The organism is Cellulomonas sp. APG4 (genome assembly GCF_009996735.1).
Lineage (GTDB): Bacteria > Actinomycetota > Actinomycetes > Actinomycetales > Cellulomonadaceae > Actinotalea.
In genome coordinates this window covers 1-23,593 of sequence record NZ_JAACYI010000018.1, presented here as the reverse complement: position 1 = coordinate 23,593, position 23,593 = coordinate 1, and the positions used below count along the sequence as shown (strand labels likewise).

Sequence of the window (23,593 nt, the reverse complement as noted above, 5' to 3'; positions counted from 1 at the left end):
GCCCCGCCCGGCTAGAGCTCGAGCGCCTCGGCGAGCGTGGGGCCGTCTCCCGCGAGCCGCCAGACCGCCCAGCCGTCGACGGGCCCCTCGGCACCACTCGCCGCCGCGGCCGCGTGGTCGGGGTCGCTGTGCAGCGCGCCGTCGGGCAGCTCGATGAGCCCGTCCACGGTGAGCACGGCGTCGAACCGCGTGCCACGGCGCTGCCGCACCCACGCGAGCGGCATGGGCTCGCCGATCTCGGCCGCGAGTCGGACGAGCCGGGGGTCGGGGGTCGGCGCGGACTCGTGCCCCGGTGCGAGGACGCCCGTGAACGCGTAGGGCGCCGCGGCCGACGGCGCGGAGGGGCGGGGCGCAGGCTCGCGGGCGGGTCCCGCGGACGGCGCCCACGCGAGCGGCGGCGTGTCGAGGGCCCGGCTCGGCACCGCGGGGGCCGGCACGGGCACGGGTGGGAGGTCCGACGACGGGGTCCACGTGCGCTCGTCGTGCGCGGGGCTCTCGGCCGCGTCGACGTAGGGCACCGGGGGGACCTTCGCGAGCTCACGCGTCTCGGCGCCGTCGGGCACGTGCGTGATGACCGAGCCCGCGAAGGCCGGCGGCACGATGCGCGGCGTGCGCGGACCGGGCGCCGACGACGGCGTGCGGTGCAGGCTGGGGGTGCGCGTGGGCGGTCCCGACGAGGCCCGCGTGCCGCGGCCGGGCGTGGTCGGGTGGTGCGACTCGAGCCGCGGCCCGGGGCCCGTGCGCACGAGGGGCGAGACGTCGACGATCCGGCGTCCCTCGTCGTCGTGCAGCACGCCCACCTGGAGGATCTCGACCTGCCAGCCGGGCTGGAGCAGGAACTCCGCGACGTCCTGCATCGCGGGCGTGACCTCGGAGCACACGAGCAGCAGCCGCGCGCCGACCCGGGGCTGTGCCGGGGTCAGGGCGCTCGCCGGGACCTGGCCCCGGAACCGGGCGAGGTGCTCCGCGAAGCGCTCGGGGCCCGCGTGGTAGGCGGCGGCGATCTCGCCGTTCGTCATGCGAGCGGCACGGCCAGCGTGCCGCAGGGCGCGCGTGCCCGCCGCCTCGTCGAGCACGGGCACCACCTCGACCACCACGGGCAGCCCCGCGGCGTCGACCGCGAGCAGGTAGGGCGCGTCCTCGCCGCCCTGCCGGGTGCGCACGGGCAGCAGCTGCTCGCCCAGGAGCGCGTCGAGGTGCTCCGCGACCATGTCCGGCGCCTCGGCGCCGAAGCGCTCACGCGTCGGTGGCTGCGGCTCGACCATCGTCGACCTCCCGCCAGCGACCTGGAACATGGGCACCGATCCCAACGCCCCTCGCTGATCGTACGGACAAGCGTGACGGAACGGACACGCGAGGCGAGCGTACGCGCGGTCCGGTATGTCCGTCATGACCCGTTCAGGCGACATGCCGGCGCGCCCGGCACCACGGGTGACGGCTGTGGCGCAGGTCAGGCGGGCGCGCGTCCCTCGGCGGCCAGGGCGTCCGCGAGCACCTGCGCCAGGTGCACGCCGTCGGCGTCCGCGAGCTGGTCCGCCTGCGTGCGGCACGAGAAGCCGTCGGCGAGGAGCACGGTGCCCGGGGCGCGTTCGCGCAGCGCCGGGAGCAGCGCGTGCTCGGCCACCGCGACGGACATGTCGTAGTGCCCGCGCTGCATGCCGAAGTTCCCGGCGAGCCCGCAGCAGCCCGCGAGCGTCGTGACCTCGGCCCCCGTGCTGTCGAGCAGGGCGCGGTCCGCGTCGTACCCCATCACCGAGTGGTGGTGGCAGTGCGGCTGCGCGATCACCGTGGTGCCCGCGAGGCTCGGGGGCTGCCAGCCGTCGGGGCCCAGCGGCGCGGGGGCCGTGAGCAGCTCCGCGAGGGTGCGGGTCGCACGCGCCACCGCGACCGCGCGCGGGTCGTCGGGCAGCAGGTCGAGCAGGTCCGAGCGCAGCACCGCCGTGCACGACGGCTCGACGCCGATGATCGGGATGCCGTTGACCGCGTAGGGGCCCAGCACGCCGAGCAGGTGCGTCAGGCGCTTGCGTGCGCCGTCGAGCTGGCCCGTGCTGATCCAGGTGAGGCCGCAGCACGCGGCCTCGTCCGGCACGATCACCTCGTAGCCCGCGCTGCGCAGCACCGTGATCATGGCGCGCGGCACCTCGGGGTCGAACCCGTCGCTGAACGAGTCGGTCCACAGCACCACGCGGCGTGCGGGGTCCACCTCGCCCGCGGCGTGCGCGTGCGACGCGGCGTCCTCGCCCAGGCCCTGGTTGGTGTGGGACTGCTCCGCGTGCCGCTCCCACCAGGTGCGGAACGGGACCTCGGCGAACTGCGGGATGCTGCGCCGGGTGTCCATGCCGCCCAGGCGGAGCACGAGGCGGGCGATCGGTCGCACGCCGAGCACCGCGTTGGCCAGCCGGCCGGCGCGCAGGCGACCGACCAGGGCGCTCCACCGAGGGAGCCAGCCGAGCGCGTAGTGGTCGACCGGCCGCAGCTTCCCGCGGTAGGTGCGGTGCAGCACCTCGGCCTTGTACTGCGCCATGTCCACGCCCGCGGGGCAGTCGCTCGAGCAGGCCTTGCAGCTCAGGCACAGGTCGAGCACCTCGTGCACCTCGCGCGAGCGCGGGCCGTCGGTCACGAGCGTGCCGTTGGCCATCTCCTGGAGCACACGTGCGCGGCCGCGCGTCGAGTCCTTCTCGTCGCGTGACGCGAGGTACGAGGGGCACATGAACCCGCCCGACGCCGACGAGTCGGCGCGGCACTTGCCCACGCCCACGCAGCGGTGCACGGCCGTGGTGAGGTCGCCGCCGTCGTGCGGGAACGCGAAGCCGCCGGCGCGCGGCAGGGGCGCGGCGTGCGGACGCCGCAGGTCGGCGTCGAACGGCCGGGGCCGCACCAGCACGCCGGGGTTGAGCACATCGGTCGGGTCGAACAGCTGCTTGGTCGCCGCGAAGAGGTCGACCACCTCGCCCGGGTACATCACCGAGAGCAGCTCGGAGCGCGCACGCCCGTCGCCGTGCTCACCCGAGAGCGAGCCGCCGTGCGACGCGACCAGGTGCGCGGCCTCGGTCATGAACGCGCGGAACCCCGCGACGTCGTCGGCCCGCTCGAGCGGCAGGCCGATGCGCACGTGCATGCAGCCGTCGCCGAAGTGGCCGTAGGGCAGGCCGTCCACGCCGTGCGCGGCCATGAGCGCGTCGAACTCGCGCAGGTAGGCGCCGAGCCGCTCGGGCGGCACGGCCGCGTCCTCCCAGCCGGGCCACGCCTGGGCGCCGTCGGGCGTGCGGCCCGCGAGGCCCGCGCCGTCGGCCCGGATCTGCCACATCGCCGAGGCCTCGGCGCCCGGCGGGATGACCCGGGCGGCGTCGGTCCCGGCGTCGGCGACCATCGCGCGCGCGGCCGCGAGCGCCTGCTCGCGGGTCTCGCCGCCCATCTCGACCATGAGCCAGCCCGCGCCCGGCGGCAGCTCGGGTACCTGGGCCTCACCGCGGTGGCGGCGCACCACGTCGACCAGGCGCGCGTCGAGGCCCTCGACCGCGAGCGGGTGGTGCCGCAGCAGGGCGGGCACGGCGTCGGCCGCGCTCGGCATGTCCGGGTAGCCGAGCACCACGAGCACCGCGGCGTCGGCGATCGGGACGAGCTTCACGGTCGCGCCGAGCACCGTGACGAGCGTGCCCTCGGTGCCCACGAGCATCTTGGCCAGGTCGGTGCCGTTCTCGGGCAGCAGGTGCTCGAGCGAGTAGCCGGACACCTGCCTGCCGAACCGGCCCAGCTCGGTGCGGATCGTGCTGAGGTTGGCGGTCACGAGCCCGCCGAGCCCGGGCACGGCGTCGAGCGCGCCGCTCCCGCTGCCGGCCGTGAAGCGTCGGCCGTGGCCGTCGACCACGTCGAGGGCCACCACGTTGTCGGCCGTGCGGCCGTACGCGACCGCATGCGGCCCGCACGCGTTGTTGCCGATCATCCCGCCGAGGGTCGCGCGGTTCTGGGTCGAGGGGTCCGGGCCGAAGCGCAGCCCGTGCGGGCGCGCGGCGGCCTGCAGCGAGCTCATCACCACGCCGGGCTCGACGACGGCGGTACGGGCCTGCGGGTCGATCTCACCGATCGCGTGCAGGTGGCGCGAGGTGTCGACCACGATCCCCGGGCCCACGGCGTTCCCGGCGACCGAGGTGCCGCCGCCCCGCACCGTCAGGGGTGTGCCCGTGGTGCGCGCGACCTCGTGCACCGCGAGCAGCTCGTCGACGTGCCGCGGGAACACGACCACCTGCGGAGGGACCCGGTAGTTGGACGCGTCGGTGCTGTACTCGGCGCGGCGCCGCGTGGCGACGTCGACCTGGCCCGGGGCGGGCGCGGCCGAACGCAGCAGGTGCAGCAGCTCGGCGGTGGCCTCGGCGTGGGCGGCGGGTGCCGCGATCTCGGTCGACACGCGCCGATCCTGCCACGCCGCCCCCGCCGCCCTCCCGGACGTCCCGCCCACCGACACCCGCGAACCCGGAACTCCGAGGTTGCGTCATCGTTCGCCCCCAAGTGGGAGCATGGGGCCGACGGACCGGGTGCGGGAGCGGCTGAATGGCCGGGGCGGGAAGTCTGCAAGTCCGCCACACCGCTCGGTGTACTGCGCCCTGCGCCGCCTCGCGGCGTGTGCGCCCGGGCTCCTGCAGGACTTGATGACACGTCGTGATGTCTCAACAGTGAATCAGCAGACTGGGGCCGACTACTCCACGCGAACGGCAACCGCAGGTCGGATCGACGCGGCACGCGCGGCGGGATATCCCGCCGACATCAGTCCGACAACGACCCCTATGGCGACGGCCGCAACTGGTATTCGCGAGTCGAGGACAGCCGTCCATGAGTTCATGTGGGCCACGGCCACCACGGCCCACGTTCCGATTGCAGCTCCCCCGAGGCCCCCGAGTGCACCCACCAGGGCCCCTTCGTAGAGGAATGTTCGGACGACATCGGCACGGGATGCTCCCAACGCTCGTCTGAGCCCGATCTCAGCCGTGCGCGCGACAACGGACACGATCATGGAGTTCGCGATGAGCAGGGCAGTCACAAAGAGCAAGAGCGCTCCGACGGCACCGACCAGACGACTCAACTGCTCCTGGACGCCGCGGCGCAACTCGAGCGGGTCAACGACTCGGGACGCGGTGACCGTGGCAGGGGCGGAGGGGACGACCGCCTCCCGTAGAACGGCGGCGACAGACGAACCGGCGCCCACCTCGGTGCGCACGACAAGTCGTGCAGCCTCGTCTCCCCCCAACCACGTCACGGCAGCGTCGTAAGGGACCATGATGGTCGAATCGAGTCTTCGGTCACCCTTCGCGTCGAGGGTGCCCACGACCGTCAGCACCCGCCCGGCGACACGGATCTGGTAGTCGCCACGAGCGGGTGAGCCCCCTATCCCAAGGGCCCGCGCGGCGGACGCTCCCACCAGAGCGACGTCGGCGCTGCTTCCTCGGTCGAACATCCATCCCGCCGTGGGGGCGGAGAGGCTCACCGCGTGCAGGTAGCCGGATGTCGCACCGAAGACCTGCACGCCTGTGACCGGATCATCACCGAGGAAACGGCGCGGGGACGCAACTACATGCTCGACATCGATCCGGAGGCCCGCGGCGGTGACCATCGGCAGCGCTGCCGCCCTGGCCTCCGCACCCGGGTCGAACAGCTCGCCTTGCGGAGTCTCGAACGTACCGCCGGGTGTGCGCGTGAGTGTGACCTCGTTGAGCATTCCTGCAGCGATGTCCGCTCCGATCTGCGCCGCGGCCGTCGTGCTGACGCCTACGCTTGCGACGAGAGAGCCGACACTCAGGCTGACAGCCGCGACCAGCAGCAAGGCTCGGGCGCGGCGGGAGTCGATCTCGAGGAGGACGTCGCCAAGGTCGTCGCGGACGCTCCCCAACATCACGTCGGTTCGTCCAGCACACCGGCCTCCAGACGGAGCACGCGATCGGCCCATGCTGCTGTGCGCGAGTCGTGGGTGATGACAATCACCGTCACACCCGTATGAGCCAGGCTCGCGAGCAGCCCGAGCACCGTATCCGCATTCGCGTCGTCAAGGTTGCCCGTGGGTTCGTCGGCGAGGACGATCTGCGGCTCGTTGACCACCGCCCGCGCAATGGCCAACCGTTGCTTCTCCCCACCGGAAAGAGTGCTACCCAGGGCGTGAGTGAGGTGTGAGAGCCCGACCAGCCCCAAAGCCCGGGCGACCTTCGCGTCACGTTCGTCCCTGGGCACCCTCGCGATCCTCAGCTTCAGCGCCACATTCTCGGCGGCCGTGCGGTTACCCAGAACGTGATACGCCTGGAACACGAATCCCAAGGCGTCGCGCCGCAATCGGTCGATGTCGGGCTGGCGCATGCGGGTGGACTCCGCACCGAGGATCGCGTACGAGCCAGAAGAAGGCGCGTCCAGCAGGCCAAGAAGGTTCAGGAGGGTCGACTTGCCCGACCCTGAAGGGCCAAGGACAACGAGACGTTCACCAGCTGCGACATCCAGCGACGCGTGGGCGAGGGCCTGGACGGGCGGTCGCCCTTCGAACGTACGGGACAGGCCGCGCGCTCGGATCGTGGTGGTCACTGCGCTTCTGCCACGACGACCTGGTCGCCGTCCCTGAGCGCTCCCGTGATCAGAGTCCGACCACCGTGCGCCAACGCGACCTCGACTGAGATTCGCTCGAACTCGGCTGATCCTGGCTCGACGTCAGACCGAGGCAACCGCAGGACGTAAGTGCCGCGGTCATCTTCCCGCACTGCGATGAGAGGAACGACGAGCCCGAGTTGCGGCGGGGGCGGGTCGCCAGGCGTGACGGTCACCCGGCTCCCATCAGCCCAGGTGGGGACTTCACTGAGGCCCGCAACCACGTCATAGCCCGGGGGCGTGTCCTCGTCGCCCGCCGGAAGGAAGTCGCTGACTGCTGTCACTGTCCCAGCAACGACAAGGGAGGTACCCAGGCTCGTCACCGCAACGTCGGACGCGACATCGAAGGCGGACGCATCAGCCACACTCGCTCGGAAGGTGACGTGAGGTGCTGTCGTGCGGAGCGTCATGAGCGGCGCCGCAGCGTCCGTCCGAACCGCCCCGACTGGGCTCCCGGCGACGACCGTCGCGGAGCCACTCGGAATCGCTACGATCTCCTCGGCCGGGAGCCAAGGATCGACCTCAACACGATCGTCGTCACCGGACGACGGCTCGGCGGTCACCTCTTGCGCAGCCTCCGAGTCAGGCTCTCCGGAGCTCGGGGGCGGCTGAGCAACCGTGACCGGGGCCGACGCGCCAGCTTGCACGTAAAGCGCCCGAACCGCCTCCGTAGTTTGTGGACCCATGTCGCCGTCCAGCCTGCCGCGGTATAGCCCGAGCTCTGCCAGAGCACCCTGCAGTGCTCGGACGTCTGGCCCGCTGTCGCCACGTCGCAGGTCGCGATAGAGCATAAATGGGAGAGCCAGGGCGATCATCGGGCGACCCGAAACCTCGATGAGAACCTCTCCGGAGCGGGTAGACTCTCCGATCTCCGCGCCAGTCGCCGTGACAACGGCGCGCCCTGCCCCATCGGGCCATTGAACGTCGAATTCGGCACCCAGAGAGAGACTACCGACGGCGACGGGCAACGGCGGGGTCAGCGTATCGGTCACCACAGTTGCGGTGGCAAACACCGGCTTCTCCGCGTTCTTCTCTGCAAGCGCCCACGGCGACGTGACAGACTGTCCGACAAAGTACCCGACAACGAGAAGGGTGAGCCCCATCCCGCCCCACCACAACCAAGGGCGGACCGTCGATCGCCGAACGCTCACTCGGCGTTCTCGCGGAGATAGGTGCGCGCCGCGTCCAGGGCCGTGTCATACTCCTGGCGCCACTCCTCGAGTTCCCTAAGGTGCTCAGCAATAACCGGCGCTTGAAGCTCGGCCTCGATAGCGGCTAGACGAGCGACGAAGTCCACCTCGGCCTTGCAGGACACGTCCAGTAGAGCGACGCGGATATTCTGCTCTGAAGGTTCGAGGCTTGTTCCCCTGATGTTGGTCGGGCTGACAGACGGGTTGCGCTGGAGGCCGTGTTCGGCAAGGCACTCTTCCCATTCCGCAAAGACCTGCCGGCCTTCGCTCGTGGCGAACGCATCGTCGCTCAAGCGTCCCGTCATAGCTTCCGCATAGTCGAACCCGGGCCGGATTCCCTCGAAGTTAAAGGCCCTCACGACCTCGTCCTCCGTGGCACACTCTTCGATCTCAGCTAGCTGCGCGTCGGAGAGCGCCGGTGTCGCTTCGCTCGGGGGCTCCGCTACCGGCAGCCCGTACCCATACCGCTCGGCCTCTGGCTCAAACCACACGCCATAGCGTCGGTCGCTCACGGGTTCAAAGTGCACCCGCTGCCAACCGAGGTCAAGCCCCTTGGCTGCCGCACATCGCGACAACGCCAACCCGCGGGCGCTACCAAGAATGTTGACCTCTTCGGCCGATAGCGCATATCGATCCGCCGGCAGGACAATCGCCCCGGTATCCGCGTGGATCTCCGGTGTCGCGTGAACCGGATCGACCTCCCGAGGATGATCGGCCGGATCTGAGCATCCAGTTGACAGAACTGCGAGAATGGGTGCCAACATCATGACTCGGAGCACGGGCACCCGCATCAGTCGAGCGCGCCCTCCAACCGAGGGTCGGCGACGATTCTCAACAGGACCTACCAGTGCCCGGCCCGGGCGCCTTGGCGTCTCAGCCGTGAGGGCCGCTTTCCACGCTAGAAGGGACACGTGCGCCAATTCGCCGAACCAATCTTGTGATTCCAGGGGAGGTGAGCTGTGGAACCGTATCCACCGCCGTTTCCAAGATTGGGATCTCGGTACGTGCCGCCTCTTCCAGGACGACTGAAGTAGATGTTCTCACCGGTAAGATCTTGTCGATCGAAAAACTGTGCACAGTTGACGTTTCCATACGACGCAACCGAGTCCGTCTGATTGTTGTATACCGCCCCAAGGATGATGTACCCAGTGGACTGGTCGAAGCCTCCGCTGTAGTCGTTGCTCAGCCAAAGGCACAAATTGCCGCTCGAGCACTGACTCAAGGCCGCGTTCGCTGCTCCGGAGACTGTGCCCACCAGCAACATCGCGGTGGCCGTTGCGAGGATTGCCCCCCGTCGCCAACCCTTCAATCCAATCGCCCCCTGTCAGAGTTCCGGCGGGGCCCCCGCCCTGCCGGAACTCAAAATAGCAGCCTGTGACTACCCGTCACAAGGCTCAGGCGGCCTTCGGAGCGATCCCAGCGTTGCTGTGTCAGGGCGCGCCCCCCAACGAGCCGGGAGCGGGAGGCCCTCCAACCGAGTTCGACGCTTGGGTGACCATGGTGTGGGAACGGCCAGCTCGCGTCGACGGTCGTCCATGTGCGGGACCTGCGTGGGCGGGGGAGAGTGGGCGAGGGCGGATCGAACGCCCGCGACTGCGAACGTCGACGGAGGCACCACATGCGCGCACTGACCTGGCAGGGCACCGAAGAGGTCTCGGTCGAGACCGTCCCCGACCCGACGGTGCGCGAGGACACCGACGCGGTGATCCGGGTGACGTCGACCGCGATCTGCGGCTCCGACCTGCACCTCTACTCGACCCTGGGCATGTTCATCGACGCCGGAGACGTGCTGGGCCACGAGGCCATGGGCGTGGTCGAGGCCGTGGGCGCCGGGGTCGCCGACCTCAAGGTCGGCGACCGCGTGATCGTGCCGTTCGTCATCGCGTGCGGCCACTGCCACAACTGCGCGCGCGGGCTGGTCACGCAGTGCGAGACCACGCAGGTGCGCGAGCACCACAAGGGCGCGTCGCTGTTCGGCTACACCAAGCTCTACGGCCAGGTGCCGGGCGGCCAGGCGCAGTACCTGCGGGTGCCGCACGCGGACTTCGGCCCGCTCGTGGTGCCCGACGACGGTGCCCCCGACGAGCGCTACCTGTACCTCACCGACGTGCTCCCGACGGCGTGGCAGGCGGTCGAGTACGCGAACGTCCCGAAGGGCGGCACCGTCGCGGTGCTCGGTCTGGGTCCCATCGGCCAGATGGCCGCGCGCGTCGCGGCGTACCGCGGAGCCGGTCGTGTGATCGGTGTGGACCTGGTGCCCGAGCGACTCGAGATGGCGCGCCGCCACGGGATCGAGGTGCTCGACCTGCGTGAGCACGACGACCTTCCCGAGGCGATCCGCGCGCTCACGGACGGTCGCGGGCCCGAGTCCGTGATCGACGCCGTCGGCATGGAGGCGCACGGCTCGCCCGTGGCCGAGGCGACGCACAAGGTCACGGCGATGCTCCCCGACGTCGTGGGGCGCGCGATGATGGACAAGGCCGGGATCGACCGGCTCGCGGCGCTGCACACCGCGATCTCGGTGGTCGCGCGCGGCGGCACGCTGTCGCTCTCGGGCGTCTACGGCGGCGCGGCGGACCCGATGCCGATGATGGAGCTGTTCGACAAGCAGCTGACGGTGCGCATGGGCCAGGCGAACGTGCAGCACTGGCTGCCGGAGCTGCTGCCGATCGCGCAGCGCGAGGACGACCCGCTGGGCGTGCTCGACCTGCGCACGCACCGGGCCTCGCTCGAGGAGGCGCCGGCGTACTACGAGACGTTCCAGAAGAAGCAGGACGGATGCATCAAGGTCGTGCTCGACCCCTGGGCCTGAGCCCTCGGCACGTCCCCGCGCGAGACCTCACCGGTCCCGGCGCCGACCCGTTGCGGGCCGGCGCCGGGACCGAGCGGTCAGGCGAGCGAGGCCTCGAGCGTGATCTGCACGCCCGTGAGCGCCTTGCTGATGGGGCAGGTCTTCTTGGCGTCCTCGGCGGCGGCCAGGAAGCCCTGCTCGTCGAGGCCCTCGACCTCACCGCGCACGGTCAGGCGGATGCCGGTGAGGTGGAAGCCGCCGTCCGGGTCCGGCCCCAGCTCGACGTCGGCGGTCACCTCGAGGCTGTGCGGGGTGCCGCCCGCCTCACCGATGAGCGCCGAGAGCTGCATCGCGTAGCACGACGAGTGCGCGGCGGCGACGAGCTCCTCGGGGCTCGTGGTGCCGTCGGCGTCCTCGGCGGCACGCTTGGGGAACGAGACGTCGTAGGTGCCGACGCCCGAGCTCGTGAGCTCGACCTGGCCCCCTCCGTCGGCGAGCGTGCCGTTCCAGGCGGTCCGTGCGGTGCGCGTGGCCATGCGTCCTCCAGGTGTCGGGCGGGTACGTGGTGCCGCGATGCGGCCCTCCCGACGCTAGACCGGACGCGGCATCCGGGCATCCGTAGGGGGCGGCTGTGACGGTGCCCGACGACGGCGTGCGGGCGCGGGTCGCGCGGGCGTTCGCGACGACGCCGCGGGCCGGGTTCCTGCCGCGGGGCGAGCGACGCCGCGCACACGAGGACAGGCCACTGCCGATCGGTCACGGGCAGACGAGCTCCCAGCCGTCGACGGCGCGCGCGATGCTCGAGCTGCTCGAGGTGGTCCCGGGGGCGCGCGTGCTCGACGTCGGGGCCGGCTCGGGCTGGACGACGGCGCTGCTCGCGCACCTCGTGGGGCCCGATGGCGAGGTGCTGGGCCTCGAGCTCGAGCCCGACCTCGCGCGCTGGGGCGCCGCGAACGTCGCCGCCGTGGACCCGTCCGGTCGAGGTGCGGCTCGGCTCGAGGCGGCGCGGCCGGACGTGCTGGGCGACCCCGACGGCGCCCCGTGGGACCGTGTACTCGTCTCGGCCGAGGCCCGCGAGCTGCCCGTCGAGCTGGTCGAGCAGCTGGCGCCGGGCGGGCGCATGGTGATCCCGGTGCGCGGGGAGATGCGCCTGGTACGTCGCGAGGACGGCGCGGTGCTGGTCACCGAGCACGGCGGCTACCGGTTCGTACCGCTGCGGTGAGCCCCTCGGTCAGTCGGGGTCGAGGACGTCCGCGACGTGCTCGGCCGTGGTCGCGTGGCGGCGCTCGTGCCGCGCCTCGACCACGAGCAGCGCGACGACCACGGCGGCGCCGGCGGCGACGAGCAGCAGCACCAGGCCCACGTCCCCGCTCGGCGCGAGCAACGTGCGGTCGTCGTCCTGCCACGGCCACAGCGCGCGCAGCGAGCCGGCCATGAGTCCGGTCATGACGACGAGCGTGATGCGGTGCCGGTGCTCGAGCAGCCACTGGAGCCCGGCGACGAACAGGCCCAGGCCGAGGATCGCACCGAGCACGAACACGCCCAGGTAGACGAGGTCGCGGTCGTTGACCGCACCCAGCGTCGCCTCGTACAGGCCGACGGTGAGCAGCAGGAACGAGCCCGAGACGCCCGGCAGCACGAGCGCGCACACCGCGAAGGCCGCCGCGAGCGCGACGAGCGGCAGGCTCGGGTCGCGCTCAGCCGCGGGCGGCAGGCCCGTGAGGACGAACGCGGCCGCAGCTGCCAGCAGCCCCACGACGATCTCCGGCGCGCGCCAGCGCCCACCGACCATGCGCGCCGGCACCACGAGCGAGGCGAGGATGAGCCCCGCGAACACGGCCCGTGACTCGACGGGGTGCTCCTCGAGCACCGGCTCGAGGACGGCGGCCCCCGCGACGACGGCCGCGAGCATGCCGATCCCGATCGGCAGCACCGCACCCCAGCGCACCTGGCGTGCGTGGTGCGTGGCCTCGTGCCGCGCCCCCTCACGCCCGAGCAGCGCGCGCACCCCGTGCACGCCGGCACGTACCAGGTGCCCGGCCGAACGGATGAGGGTCTCGTAGACCCCGACGATGAGCGCGATCGTCCCACCGCTCACGCCGGGCACGATCTCGGCGAGGCCGATGAGCGCGCCACGCAGCAGCAGGCCGAGCCTCGTGAGCCAGCCCTCGGGACGCTCGTGGTGGGGCGCGATCACGCCGTCGGGCTCGGTGGACGACGGACGCTCGGCGGGGGTCGCAGCAGACACCCGCCGAGCGTAGCCGTCGACCCCGTCAGCGGGTGTCGCTGCCTCCCGTCGAGACGGCGGCGCGGCCGGCCTCGAGCCGGGCCACGGGCACGCGGAACGGCGAGCAGGAGACGTAGTCGAGACCCACCTCGTGGAAGAAGTGCACCGACTCCGGGTCGCCGCCGTGCTCACCGCAGACGCCGAGCGTGAGCTCGGGCCGCGCGGCGCGCCCCTCCTCGACGGCGATCCGCACGAGGCGACCCACGCCGCGCCGGTCGATCGTCTCGAACGGCGACACGCTGATCACGCCCTTCTCGGTGTACTCGGCGAAGAACGCGCCCTCGACGTCGTCACGCGAGAAGCCCCACGTGGTCTGCGTCAGGTCGTTGGTGCCGAACGAGAAGAACTCGGCGGCGCCGGCCATGCGGTCGGCCGTGAGCGCCGCGCGCGGGAGCTCGATCATCGCGCCGATCGGGATGTGCAGCTCGACCCCCTGCTCGCGTGCGACGTCGGCGATGATCTGCTCGGCCTCGTCGCGCACCAGGTGCAGCTCCATCACGGATGCCGCGAGCGGCACCATGATCTCGGCGTGCGGACGGCCGCCGTCGGCCAGACGCTGCGCCGCGGCCTCGGCCACGGCCCGGATCTGCAGGGCGAACAGCCCCGGGATCACGATCCCCAGGCGCACGCCGCGCAGGCCCAGCATCGGGTTGGCCTCGTGCATGCGCTGCACCGCGGCCAGCAGCAGCCGGTCACGCTCGACGTCCTCGCCCGTCTCGCCGCGCTCGTCGGCGAGCGCGACCTTGACCGAGAGCGCGGTGAGGTCGGGCAGGAACTCGTGCAGCGGCGGGTCGATCAGCCGGATCGTCGTCGGGAGCCCGTCCATCTGCTCGAGCAGGTCGACGAAGTCCGCACGCTGGAGCGGGAGCAGCGCGTCGAGCGCCGCCGTCCGCTCGTCGTCGGTGGTCGCGAGGATCAGCCGCTCGATGAGCACGCGCCGCTCGCCGAGGAACATGTGCTCGGTGCGGCACAGACCGATGCCCTGGGCACCCCACAGCCGTGCACGGTGGGCGTCGTCGGCCGTGTCGGCGTTGGCGTGCACGCGCAGGCGACGCACGACGTCGGCGTGGGTGAGGATCCGGTCCACGGCCCGCACCAGCTCGGCCGTCTGGTCGGCGTCGTCCCCGTGCAGTGCCCCGAGCGCGACGTCGAGCCCCTCCTCGAGGTACTGGACGACGGGCGACGGGACCACCGGCACCGCGCCCACGAAGATCTCGCCGGTCGAGCCGTCGATCGCGATCGTGTCGCCCTCGGCCACCACGCGCTTGCCCACCCTGATGCGGCGGGCCACCACGTCCACGTCGAGCTTCTCGGCGCCCACCACGCAGGTGGTGCCCATGCCGCGCGCGACGACGGCCGCGTGCGAGGTCTTGCCGCCGCGCGACGTCAGCACGCCGACCGCGGCGATCATGCCGCCCAGGTCGTCCGGGTTGGTCTCGCGGCGCACGAGGATGACGTCCTTGCCCTGGGCCGCCCACTCCTGGGCCGTGGCCGAGTCGAAGACGGCCTGCCCGACGGCGGCTCCCGGCGAGGCGGCCATGCCCGTGGCGAGCAGGTCGCGCTCGGCCTCGGAGTCGAACTGCGGGAACATGAGGTTGCTCAGCTGGGCGCCCGAGACGCGCTGGAGCGCCTCGTCCATCGTGATGAGGTGCTCGTCGACCAGCTGGGTCGCGATACGGAAGGCCGCACCCGCGGTCCGCTTGCCCACGCGGGTCTGCAGCATCCAGAGCTTGCCGCGCTCGATCGTGAACTCGATGTCGCACAGGTCGCGGTAGTGCGTCTCGAGGGTGCGCATCGCGGCGCGCAGCTCGGCGTACGACGTCGGGTCGAGGCGCTCGAGGTCCGCGAGGCTCAGGGTGTTGCGGATGCCCGCGACGACGTCCTCGCCCTGCGCGTTGGGCAGGTAGTCGCCGTACACGCCGGACTTGCCCGTGGCGGGGTCCCGCGTGAAGCACACGCCCGTGCCCGAGTCCGCCCCGAGGTTGCCGAAGACCATCGACACCACGTTGACGGCCGTGCCCAGGTCGTGCGGGATGCGCTCGCGCCGCCGGTACAGGCGCGCGCGGTCGGTGTTCCACGAGTTGAAGACGGCGGTGATGGCGAGGTCGAGCTGCTCACGCGGGTGCTGCGGGAACTCGCGGCCCGACTGCTCGCGCACGATCTCCTTGAACTGGTCCACCAGCTCGTGCAGGTCGCCCGCGCTGAGCTCGGTGTCCGCCGCGACGCCGCGCGCCTTCTTCATGTCGTCGAGCGCGTGGCTGAACAGGTCGCCGTCGATGTCCAGGACGGTCTTGCCGAACATCTGGATGAGCCGGCGGTAGGAGTCCCACGCGAACCGCTCGTCACCCGAGAACTTCGTGAGGCCCTGCACCGACGCGTCGTTGAGGCCGATGTTGAGGACGGTGTCCATCATCCCGGGCATCGAGAACTTGGCGCCCGAGCGCACCGAGACCAGCAGCGGGTCGTGGAAGTCACCGAGCCCGCGGCCCAGGGAGTCCTCGAGCCTGCGCAGGGCCATGGTCACCTCGACGCGCAGCTCGGGTGGGAGGTGGCCGCTCGCCATGTAGGCGCGGCACGCCTCGGTGGTGATCGTGAACCCGGGCGGGACCGGCAGACCGATCCGCGTCATCTCGGCGAGGTTGGCCCCCTTGCCGCCGAGGAGGTCCTTGAGGTCCTTGTTGCCTTCGCTGAAGTCGTAGACGTACGTGGCCACGATGCGCCTCTCTGCGCAGGACGCCCGCCCCGTTGCGGACGCCGACTACGTCCCAGGGTGCTCCCGCCCCGCCCCCCGATCCAGGGGACCAAGGACCCGCAGCGCCGTCGTGCGCCCGAGCAGGGGCCGAAGGTCACGGGTCAGGCGGGGCCGCGCGGTCCTAGCGTCGAGGGTGGGGTGGCAGACACGACGAGGTGGTAGCGCGTGACGCACATGGTGAGCGCCCTGAGCGGCGTCCGGACCGAGCACGGCGGCGAGGTCAACCTCGTGCTGCCGGACCTGAGCGCGGTGACGATCCTGGGCGGTGGCTCGGGGCGGAACCTGCTGGTCATCGGCCTGTTCGTCTGCGTGCTCGGCCTGGGCTTCGGCGTGCTCGCGTTCCTCCAGCTGCGCCGGCTTCCCGTGCACCCGTCGATGCGTGAGGTGTCCGAGCTCATCTACACCACGTGCAAGGCGTACCTGGTGCAGCAGGGCCGCTTCCTCATGGTGCTGTGGGGCTTCATCGCGGCCGTGATCGTCCTCTACTACGGCGTGCTGGTGGGCCTGCCCTGGGGCCGCGTCGCCGTCGTCATCGCCTTCAGCCTCATCGGCATGGCGGGCTCGTACTCGGTCGCCTGGTTCGGCATCCGGGTCAACACGTTCGCGAACTCGCGCACCGCGTTCGCGGCCCTGCGCGGCCGCCCGCTCCCGGTGCACCGCATCCCGATGAAGGCGGGCATGTCGATCGGCATGGTCCTGATCAGCCTCGAGCTGTTCATGATGCTGATCATCCTGCTGTTCCTCCCGGCGGACATCGCGGGCGCGTGCTTCATCGGCTTCGCGATCGGCGAGTCCCTGGGCGCCGCGGCCCTGCGCATCGCGGGTGGCATCTTCACCAAGATCGCGGACATCGGCTCCGACCTCATGAAGATCGCGTTCAAGATCAAGGAGGACGACGCCCGCAACCCCGGCGTGATCGCGGACTGCACGGGCGACAACGCGGGCGACTCGGTGGGCCCGAGCGCCGACGGCTTCGAGACCTACGGCGTGACCGGCGTCGCGCTGGTCACCTTCATCCTGCTGGGCGTGGCCGACCCAGCCGTCCAGGCGAGCCTGCTCGTGTGGATCTTCGTGGTGCGCTCGGTGATGGTCATGGCCTCCGCGTTGTCCTACCTGGGCAACGACGCGTGGGCCCGCGCGCGGTACGCCACGGCCGAGCGGATGAACTTCGAGACCCCGCTCAGCACCCTCGTCTGGGTGACGTCGGCCGTCTCGATCGTCGCGACCTACCTGACCACGTGGGCCGTGCTGGGCGGGCTCGACGGCGCCGCGGCGGGCGTGTGGTGGAAGCTCGCCACGATCATCTCGTTTGGCACGCTCGCGGGCGCCCTCATCCCCGAGCTGGTCAAGGCGTTCACCTCGACCGGCTCCAAGCACGTGCGCGAGGTCGTCAAGAGCTCGCGGCAAGGCGGCGCCTCGCTCAACATCCTCTCGGGCCTGGTGGCCGGCAACTTCTCGGCCTTCTGGCTCGGGATCGCCGTCGTCGGCCTCATGGGCGGCGCGTTCCTGGTGAGCGAGCAGGGGCTCGACACCCTCATGGTGGCCCCCGCGGTCTTCGCGTTCGGCCTGGTCGCGTTCGGGTTCCTGAGCATGGGCCCGGTCACGATCGCGGTCGACTCGTACGGCCCCGTGACGGACAACGCGCAGAGCGTCTACGAGCTGTCCGTGATCGAGGAGATCGAGGACATCGACGCCGAGCTCAAGCGCGACCACGGCTTCGACGTCCAGTGGGACACCGCCAAGCAGATGCTCGAGGAGAACGACGGCGCCGGGAACACGTTCAAGGCGACCGCGAAGCCGGTGCTGATCGGCACCGCCGTCGTGGGCGCGACCACCATGATCTTCTCGATCATCATGGCGCTCACGGGCGGCCTGACCGAGGGCCTCGAGAACCTCTCCCTGCTGCACCCGCCGTTCCTGCTGGGCCTGGTCACCGGCGGCGCGATCATCTTCTGGTTCACCGGCGCCTCGATCCAGGCAGTGACCACGGGCGCCTACCGCGCGGTCGAGTTCATCCGCACGACCATCCGCCTCGACGGCGTGACCAAGGCCAGCGCGGACGACTCGCGCCGCGTGGTCGAGATCTGCACCCAGTACGCCCAGAAGGGCATGCTGAACATGTTCCTCGGCGTGTTCTTCGCGACGCTCGCGTTCGCGTTCGTCGAGCCGTACTTCTTCATCGGCTACCTGATCTCGATCGCGCTGTTCGGCCTCTACCAGGCGATCTTCATGGCCAACGCGGGCGGCGCGTGGGACAACGCGAAGAAGATCGTCGAGATCGACCTGCACGCCAAGGGCACCGCACTGCACGACGCGACGATCGTGGGCGACACGGTGGGCGACCCGTACAAGGACACGTCGTCGGTCGCGCTCAACCCGGTCATCAAGTTCACGACGCTGTTCGGGCTGCTCGCGGTCGAGCTCGCGGTGAGCCTGACCGACCAGGGGCGGCACACGCTCGTGCTCGTGCTCGCGGGCGTGTTCTTCCTGGTGATGGCCTACTTCGTGCACCGGTCCTTCTACGGCATGCGCATCCGCACACCCCTGGCCGACGACGAGTCGCCGGTCGAGCCGCCGTCGTCCGACGACACCGACGGCACCCGAGCCCCCCGGGCCACGCACGACGACGAGGTCGCCGCGGCCCCGGGGGAACCCGCGGACGAGCGCGCCACGGCGCAGCCGGCCGGCACGGAGCTGATCGAGACGGGAGCAGGTGACCCACGATGAAGGTCGCGGTGCGGTACGCGCAGGCGATGGTCGACGCGGACGGTCACGTCACGGGCCACGACGCCGGTGCGACCCTCGTGCGGCGCCTGCTGCGCGTGTTCCCCGAGGCGCTGCTGATCGGCCCGGGGCCGCGGCAGTGCGACGGGTTCGACATGATCCCGCTCGAGTTCGTCGACACGGACGACACCGTGGTGCTCACCATGGACGTGCTCGACTCGGTGACCGTGTGGCAGACGCTGCACGCACGCGGCGCCGAGCCCCGGCTCATGAACTTCGTGTGGTGGAACACCTCGCAGTACACGCACAAGGTCGAACGCGCGGCCCTCGCGCTGTCCTGCGCGCTCTTCCCGACGTTCGCGAACTCGGCGCGTACCGCGACGGAGATCCGCGAGATCGTCGACCAGTGGACCATCGCGCCGCTCGCGGGCAAGGCCGAGATCGCGTGGGTCAACCTGGGCATCCGGCTCGAGCACGTGCAGCCGCGCTCCGAGCCGTCCGTGCCTGTGGTGCTCTACCCCGCGATCTACCTGTCCGAGCGCAAGCGTCCCGCGCTGTTCCTCGAGGTGGTCGAGCGCGTCGCACGCCGCACACCGATCAAGGTCGAGGCGCGGCTGCACGAGTCGCACCTGATCAGCGAGCAGGCGATGCGGCTCTCGCGGCGCGACTGGAGCTGGGTGGGCCCGCTCACCGCGTCCCGCGAGGACTACTGGCACGCGCTCGCGCGCACGACGGCGTTCCTCGCGACGGCCGTGGAGGAGTCGTACGGCCTGGAGTACGTCGAGGCGATGGTCGCGGGCGCCGTGGGGGTGTTCCCCGACGAGCCGTGGGCGCGCGCGCTGCTGCCCGAGGGCTACCCGTTCGTGTACCGCTCGGCGCACGAGGCCGAGGAGATGCTGCTGCGCGCGGTGACGGACACCGCCGCGTGCAGGCGCGAGCTCGACGCGTGCGCGGACGGCGACTTCGGCGCCTGGCTGCGCGCCCGCCACGACGACGACGTGTTCGAGCAGGCGATAGTCGAGCGTGTCACCGAGTGGTTCGGGCCCGTGGCGATCAGTGACGAGGTGCGCCCCGCCGTCCACCACTGAGCTCCGGGCGCCTCAGCCGAGGAGCGGCACGTCGAGGTCGTACGCGAGCACCACCGCGCGTGCGAGCTCGGCCTCCTGCGTCGCCGTGAGGTACCCGACGGTGCGTCCGAGGGCAGCGTCCGGCACCGTGACGACGTTGTCGAGCGCGACCACGCAGCGGTGGTCCAGGCCGTTCTCCGGGCCGACCAGCACCTCGCTGGACAGCCCCTTCACGGTGCTCGTGATCGGGGCGACCGTCACCTTCGACATCGCCGCGCGCGCAGCCTCCCGGGTCAGCACCACCGCAGGTCGCGTCTTGTCGAGACGTACCAGGCGGATCTCCCGCACGCTCAGTCCTCGATCTCGACGTGGCTCGCGGTCCACCGCACGAGCTCGTCGAGGTCGTCCGCACTCCCCTTCTGCTCCAGCAGGCGGGCGTCCTGCTCCGCCAGGAGGCGGCGCATCTCCCGCTCCACGGCCGAGACGACGACGGCGGCTCTGCTGGGTGCGAGCCCACTCGCGACCGTGCGGTCGAGGAAGGCGACCATCTCGTCGGGGAGCCTGACGGCGATCTGCGTGCTCATGCCGCCATCCTAGCTCTGTGCATCCCGGATCGGGATGCACAGAGCCGTCCCTTGCGACCTCCGGTCAGGCATGATCGCGGCCATGACTGGTCCGGCCGGGACGACGGTGCACCTGCTCGCGGGACTCAACGGTGCAGGCAAGACGACCCATGCCCGGCGCCTGGAGGCCGAAGGACCGGCGGTGCGGTTCACCCTCGACGAGTGGATGCTCCGGCTCCACGGCCTCTCGTACGAGGACCCTCGCTACCCCGAGCTGAGCGAGCGCTGCCGGCGACTGATCTGGGACGTCGCGCTGCAGGTGCTTGCCACGGGCACGGACGTCGTCCTCGACTGGAACCTCTGGAGCCGCGATCGGCGCGAGCGGTGGCGGGACGAGGCCCTGTCGGCCGGCTACCGACCGGTGCTGCACCACGTCGCGGTGCCCCTCGAGACGGCCCTCGGTCGGGCGGAGCATCGCCGCTGCGCCGGCGACGAGACATCGCACGCCCTCACCGCCGAGGGCGTGCGGCACCTGGCCCGGCTCTTCGAACCGCCGACGGCCGACGAGGGCCTCGAGATCCGCGTCGTCTCACCGTCGGCCCAGGTCTGACCGGGCTCGTCCACGCGTCGCGAGTCCCGACGCTCTCGGGTCAGGGCTGCAACGGGTCGTCGTGGCCCCACGGGAGCACGGCGAGGCGGCGCGAGTCGGCCACGAGGATGTCGTAGGCGTGGGTGCTGAGCGAGGCGAGGTCGTCCGAGCCTGCGCGAAGGAACCGCCCTGAGAGCGCGTCGAGCTGCCCGTCTCCGATGCCCACCACCAGGTCCACGCTCGCCTCGATGGGGGTCCACTCGGTGCGCTCCTCGTGCAGCGGCATGGCGCGCGTCATGTCCGTGACGACCACGCCCGGCGCGAGGTCGAACGTCCGCAGGCCCTGGTCGCGGTACTGCGAGTCGAGCAGCGTGGTGAAGCGCGCGAGGGCTCCCTTGCTGATCCCGTAGCCCGTGTACGTCTCGGAACGGCGGAACGCCGAGCCCGAGTTGATGTTGACGATGCGGCCGCCGCCGCGCGCGAGCATGCCGGGCAGCAGCGCATGCGTCAGCAGCAGCGGGCCCCGCACGTTGACCTCGATCACGCGCCACACGTCGGCCACGTCGTCCTCGGCGAACGGCTTCTCCTGCTGCTCGATCACGCCCGCGTTGTTGACCAGCAGGCCCACCCCGCCCTGCGCGCCGAACGCCCCCTCGATCTGCTGGGCGGCGGCGGTGACGGCGTCCGGGTCCGAGACGTCGGCCACCACCACCACGGCCTCGTGCTCGGCCGGGCCGTCAGAGATCTCGAGGGCGACGGCCTCGAGGGTGTCGCGGTTGCGGCCGACCAGCGCGACCGCGTAGCCGGCCCGGGCGAGGCCGAGCGCGAGGCCACGGCCGATGCCGCGACCTGCTCCCGTGACGACGGCGGTGCGTGGGGTCTGGGGATGGGCTGCGTCGCTCATGGGTCCATCCTGCCCCGAGCGCCCGCCACGCCGCACGGGGTCGGCGGGCGCGCCGGGTGGGCGGCGTCAGGCCGCAGGCCCCAGCCGCTTGACCATCTCGAGGAGCACCAGGTCGTCCCGCTGCGGGAGTCCGTAGCGCTCGTCGCCGTAGGGGAACGCGTGCTCGACCCCGGTGCGCGCGAACCCGCAGCGCTCGTACCAGGCGATGAGCTCGTGGCGGTGGTTGATCACCGAGATCTCGAGCGTGGCCGCACCCCATGCCCGGGCCGCATGCTCCTCGGCGGCGCTGAGCATCGCGCGCCCTGTGCCGCGGCCCTGGTGCCGAGGCCGCACCGCGAACATGCCGAGGTACGCGACGGCGTCACGGCGCTCGAGGTGGCAGCACGCCAGCAGGCCGTCGTCGTCCTCGGCGACCAGCACCACCCCGGTGGGCGAGGTCACGAGCTCGCTCACCATCGCGGCGTCCACGCGCTGCCCGCCGACGAGGTCGGCCTCCGTGGTCCACCCCGTGCGGCTCTCGTCCGAGCGGTAGGCGCGGTGCACCAGGTCGGCCACGGCAGGGGCGTCGTCGACCGTCGCCATCCGGGTGATCACGGCCCGAGCATGCCACGCCGCGGCGTGGGCACCCCGGCACGACGGCGTGCGGCGAGCGCCGCACGCCGGTGCAGGAGGACCATCCGCCGCAGCTCGCGCTCGGTGGGGCTGTCGTGGCCCTGGCCGGCTCCCTCACCCAGCACGTCATCGAGCGCGACCTCGGGCTCGTCGGCGCTCACGGCCGCAGACCCGGGTGCGGGCCCCACCGTGCCTGTACGCGGCGTCACGTCGCGATCCTGCGCACGAGCGGCAGGCGCGAGGGCGTCGCGACCATCGCCACCAGCACGGCGGCGGCGGGGAGGCCGAGGCCGATCATGCCGAGGGCGCCCCACGGCACGTCGAGCTCCCACGGCCCGAACCCGTCGTCGTACCCGCTGCTCGCGCGCATGTGCACCAGCAGGGCGGCCAGCAGCAGTCCCGCGACCACACCGAGGGCCGTGCCCGTCACGGTCACCACCCCGGCCTGCGCCCCCGCGACCCGGCGGCGGGTGCGCGGCGAGGCGCCCACGGCGGCGAGCGTCGCGAGGTCGGCCCGCGACTCGGCCGCGGCGAGCCCCACGACGATCCAGGTGGCGCCGAGACCGACCACCGCGGTGGCGGCGACGACGAGCAGGAGCGTGACCGCGAGCTCCCCGCGGTAAGGGCCCTGGACCGCGACGCTCAGGTCCGGGTCCACCGCACGCAGCGACTCGCGCAGCTCGACCTCGTCCGGCACGGCACCGCGAGGCCGCGCGAGCAGGCCGGCGGGTCCCACCCGACCGCCGAGGGGCGCGAGCTCGTCCGCGACCCCGACGGGGAGGACGACGTCCCAGAGCACGTCCGGCCAGTCGACCACGTGCGCGGGGAGCTCGAGCTCGACCACCTCCTCGTAGCTCTCGCCGAAGCCCGTCAGGTCGTACGACGACACTGTCACGCGTGCCGTCCCGTCCGGCCACACCGCGCGGGGGTCGTTGACCAGGGCCGCACCGCCGCGGACGGCCGCCGCCGCCTCCTCCGCTCCGGGCAGACCCGCGAGCGCGACGAACGTGCCGTCGTCGAGCAGCGGCGCCATGCCGCCGCCCACGGACCAGACGGCCGTGCTGGACCAGCCGACCTCGGACGCGCAGCGCGGGTCGTCGAGCAGGCGCGCGACCTCGTCCTCCGCGAAGGCTTCGTCCGACTCCCACAGCGGGCACGCCTGCTCGGGCGTGCGCGCGACGGATGTCGAGAGGAAGACGTCACCCGACGGCGGCAGGTAGCCGACCACCGGCGCGACGTCGGCGGGGAACCGCCGCTCGAGCGCCGTCGTCACCGTCGAGAGTCTGTCCTCGAGCTCGGTCGGCCCGTCCTGCTCCGCACCGGCGAGCGCGACCTGGACGGAGCCCATCGCGGTCGCCTGCGTCCACGCCTCCGCCCGCCGCGCGTCGTCGGTCGCCAGGTAGACGGCCCCGGCCGTCGCACCCGCCACGGCCGCGAGCACGGCGGCGACGGCGGGCGCGGTGCGGCCCCGCTGCCGGGCGGCGTCCCGGGCGTCT

General features: G+C 72.0%; 21 protein-coding genes. 5 read left to right on the top strand and 16 right to left on the bottom strand.

Translation table 11 applies throughout. The annotated features are described in order from the left end of the window. Window positions 1-11: 11 nt before the first annotated feature. The 7 genes from GXB85_RS13120 to GXB85_RS18910 all read right to left on the bottom strand — a co-directional run bounded on the left by GXB85_RS13120 (window position 12) and on the right by GXB85_RS18910 (window position 9,072). Window positions 12-1,265 (bottom strand): hypothetical protein, encoded by a 1,254-nt coding sequence (locus GXB85_RS13120; RefSeq protein WP_161918108.1) that lies wholly within the window; start codon window positions 1,263-1,265, stop codon window positions 12-14. Window positions 1,266-1,450: 185 nt separating this feature from the next. Then, entirely contained in the window at window positions 1,451-4,405 is a 2,955-nt protein-coding gene (locus GXB85_RS13115; RefSeq protein ID WP_161918107.1) for an FAD-binding and (Fe-S)-binding domain-containing protein, read from the bottom strand. Between the two features lie 288 nt (window positions 4,406-4,693). Then, window positions 4,694-5,884, bottom strand: coding sequence for an ABC transporter permease (locus GXB85_RS13110; RefSeq protein WP_237728254.1), 1,191 nt, complete (start codon window positions 5,882-5,884; stop codon window positions 4,694-4,696). Then, a complete protein-coding gene (locus GXB85_RS13105; RefSeq protein WP_370524236.1) occupies window positions 5,884-6,558 on the bottom strand; it encodes an ABC transporter ATP-binding protein in 675 nt (224 codons plus the stop codon). The genes GXB85_RS13110 and GXB85_RS13105 overlap by 1 nt, the downstream gene beginning before the upstream one ends. Beyond that, window positions 6,555-7,721 (bottom strand): peptidoglycan-binding protein, encoded by a 1,167-nt coding sequence (locus tag GXB85_RS13100; RefSeq protein WP_161918105.1) that lies wholly within the window; start codon window positions 7,719-7,721, stop codon window positions 6,555-6,557. Before GXB85_RS13100 ends, GXB85_RS13105 begins: the two co-directional genes overlap by 4 nt. 44 nt (window positions 7,722-7,765) lie before the next feature. Further along, window positions 7,766-8,320, bottom strand: coding sequence for a hypothetical protein (locus GXB85_RS13095; protein WP_161918104.1), 555 nt, complete (start codon window positions 8,318-8,320; stop codon window positions 7,766-7,768). Window positions 8,321-8,706: 386 nt separating this feature from the next. Beyond that, complete coding sequence (locus tag GXB85_RS18910) at window positions 8,707-9,072, bottom strand: peptidase inhibitor family I36 protein (protein ID WP_370524235.1); 366 nt, start codon at window positions 9,070-9,072, stop codon at window positions 8,707-8,709. Window positions 9,073-9,426: 354 nt separating this feature from the next. Between GXB85_RS18910 and GXB85_RS13085 the strand changes: the two genes are divergently transcribed. Next, the gene (locus GXB85_RS13085) at window positions 9,427-10,620 is read left to right on the top strand and encodes a zinc-dependent alcohol dehydrogenase (RefSeq protein ID WP_161918102.1); all 1,194 of its coding nucleotides are present in this window, start codon (window positions 9,427-9,429) and stop codon (window positions 10,618-10,620) included. A 77-nt stretch (window positions 10,621-10,697) separates the two neighbouring features. Here the strand turns inward: GXB85_RS13085 and GXB85_RS13080 are convergent, their stop codons facing one another. Continuing rightward, window positions 10,698-11,135, bottom strand: coding sequence for an OsmC family peroxiredoxin (locus GXB85_RS13080; protein ID WP_161918101.1), 438 nt, complete (start codon window positions 11,133-11,135; stop codon window positions 10,698-10,700). A gap of 95 nt (window positions 11,136-11,230) precedes the next feature. Between GXB85_RS13080 and GXB85_RS13075 the strand changes: the two genes are divergently transcribed. Continuing rightward, on the top strand, window positions 11,231-11,821 hold the full coding sequence (locus tag GXB85_RS13075) for a protein-L-isoaspartate O-methyltransferase (RefSeq protein WP_370524234.1): 591 nt from the start codon (window positions 11,231-11,233) through the stop codon (window positions 11,819-11,821). A 9-nt stretch (window positions 11,822-11,830) separates the two neighbouring features. Here GXB85_RS13075 and GXB85_RS13070 read toward each other — a convergent pair whose 3' ends face one another. Continuing rightward, on the bottom strand, window positions 11,831-12,847 hold the full coding sequence (locus GXB85_RS13070) for a DUF368 domain-containing protein (protein WP_370524233.1): 1,017 nt from the start codon (window positions 12,845-12,847) through the stop codon (window positions 11,831-11,833). Between the two features lie 25 nt (window positions 12,848-12,872). Continuing rightward, on the bottom strand, window positions 12,873-15,599 hold the full coding sequence (gene ppdK, locus GXB85_RS13065) for a pyruvate, phosphate dikinase (protein ID WP_161918100.1): 2,727 nt from the start codon (window positions 15,597-15,599) through the stop codon (window positions 12,873-12,875). A 213-nt stretch (window positions 15,600-15,812) separates the two neighbouring features. On the opposite strand from ppdK, the gene GXB85_RS13060 reads away from it, so the two are divergent. Together GXB85_RS13060 and GXB85_RS13055 are read left to right on the top strand one after the other, a co-directional pair. Then, the gene (locus tag GXB85_RS13060) at window positions 15,813-18,365 is read left to right on the top strand and encodes a sodium-translocating pyrophosphatase (protein WP_161918151.1); all 2,553 of its coding nucleotides are present in this window, start codon (window positions 15,813-15,815) and stop codon (window positions 18,363-18,365) included. Further along, the gene (locus tag GXB85_RS13055; protein ID WP_161918099.1) at window positions 18,362-19,450 is read left to right on the top strand and encodes a glycosyltransferase; all 1,089 of its coding nucleotides are present in this window, start codon (window positions 18,362-18,364) and stop codon (window positions 19,448-19,450) included. The genes GXB85_RS13060 and GXB85_RS13055 overlap by 4 nt, the downstream gene beginning before the upstream one ends. Window positions 19,451-19,462: 12 nt before the next feature. On the opposite strand, the gene GXB85_RS13050 is transcribed toward GXB85_RS13055, so the two are convergent. Continuing rightward, window positions 19,463-19,777, bottom strand: a complete 315-nt coding sequence (locus GXB85_RS13050) for a type II toxin-antitoxin system PemK/MazF family toxin (RefSeq protein ID WP_161918098.1) — start codon at window positions 19,775-19,777, stop codon at window positions 19,463-19,465. Window positions 19,778-19,779: 2 nt separating this feature from the next. Further along, window positions 19,780-20,013 (bottom strand): YlcI/YnfO family protein, encoded by a 234-nt coding sequence (locus tag GXB85_RS13045; RefSeq protein WP_161918097.1) that lies wholly within the window; start codon window positions 20,011-20,013, stop codon window positions 19,780-19,782. 82 nt (window positions 20,014-20,095) lie between these two features. Here GXB85_RS13045 and GXB85_RS13040 point away from each other — a divergent pair, with 82 nt between their 5' ends. Next, the gene (locus GXB85_RS13040; protein ID WP_161918096.1) at window positions 20,096-20,602 is read left to right on the top strand and encodes an ATP-binding protein; all 507 of its coding nucleotides are present in this window, start codon (window positions 20,096-20,098) and stop codon (window positions 20,600-20,602) included. Between the two features lie 40 nt (window positions 20,603-20,642). Here GXB85_RS13040 and GXB85_RS13035 read toward each other — a convergent pair whose 3' ends face one another. From GXB85_RS13035 to GXB85_RS13020, 4 genes are all read right to left on the bottom strand, one after another. Further along, window positions 20,643-21,485 (bottom strand): SDR family NAD(P)-dependent oxidoreductase, encoded by an 843-nt coding sequence (locus GXB85_RS13035; protein ID WP_161918095.1) that lies wholly within the window; start codon window positions 21,483-21,485, stop codon window positions 20,643-20,645. A 66-nt stretch (window positions 21,486-21,551) separates the two neighbouring features. After that, window positions 21,552-22,079: a GNAT family N-acetyltransferase gene (locus tag GXB85_RS13030; RefSeq protein ID WP_370524231.1), complete on the bottom strand. Its 528-nt coding sequence runs from the start codon at window positions 22,077-22,079 to the stop codon at window positions 21,552-21,554. Beyond that, the gene (locus GXB85_RS13025; RefSeq protein ID WP_161918094.1) at window positions 22,076-22,306 is read right to left on the bottom strand and encodes a hypothetical protein; all 231 of its coding nucleotides are present in this window, start codon (window positions 22,304-22,306) and stop codon (window positions 22,076-22,078) included. The genes GXB85_RS13030 and GXB85_RS13025 overlap by 4 nt, the downstream gene beginning before the upstream one ends. Continuing rightward, window positions 22,303-23,593: FtsX-like permease family protein (locus tag GXB85_RS13020; protein WP_370524230.1), on the bottom strand; the 1,291-nt coding region annotated here is incomplete at its 5' end. The genes GXB85_RS13020 and GXB85_RS13025, both read right to left, overlap by 4 nt.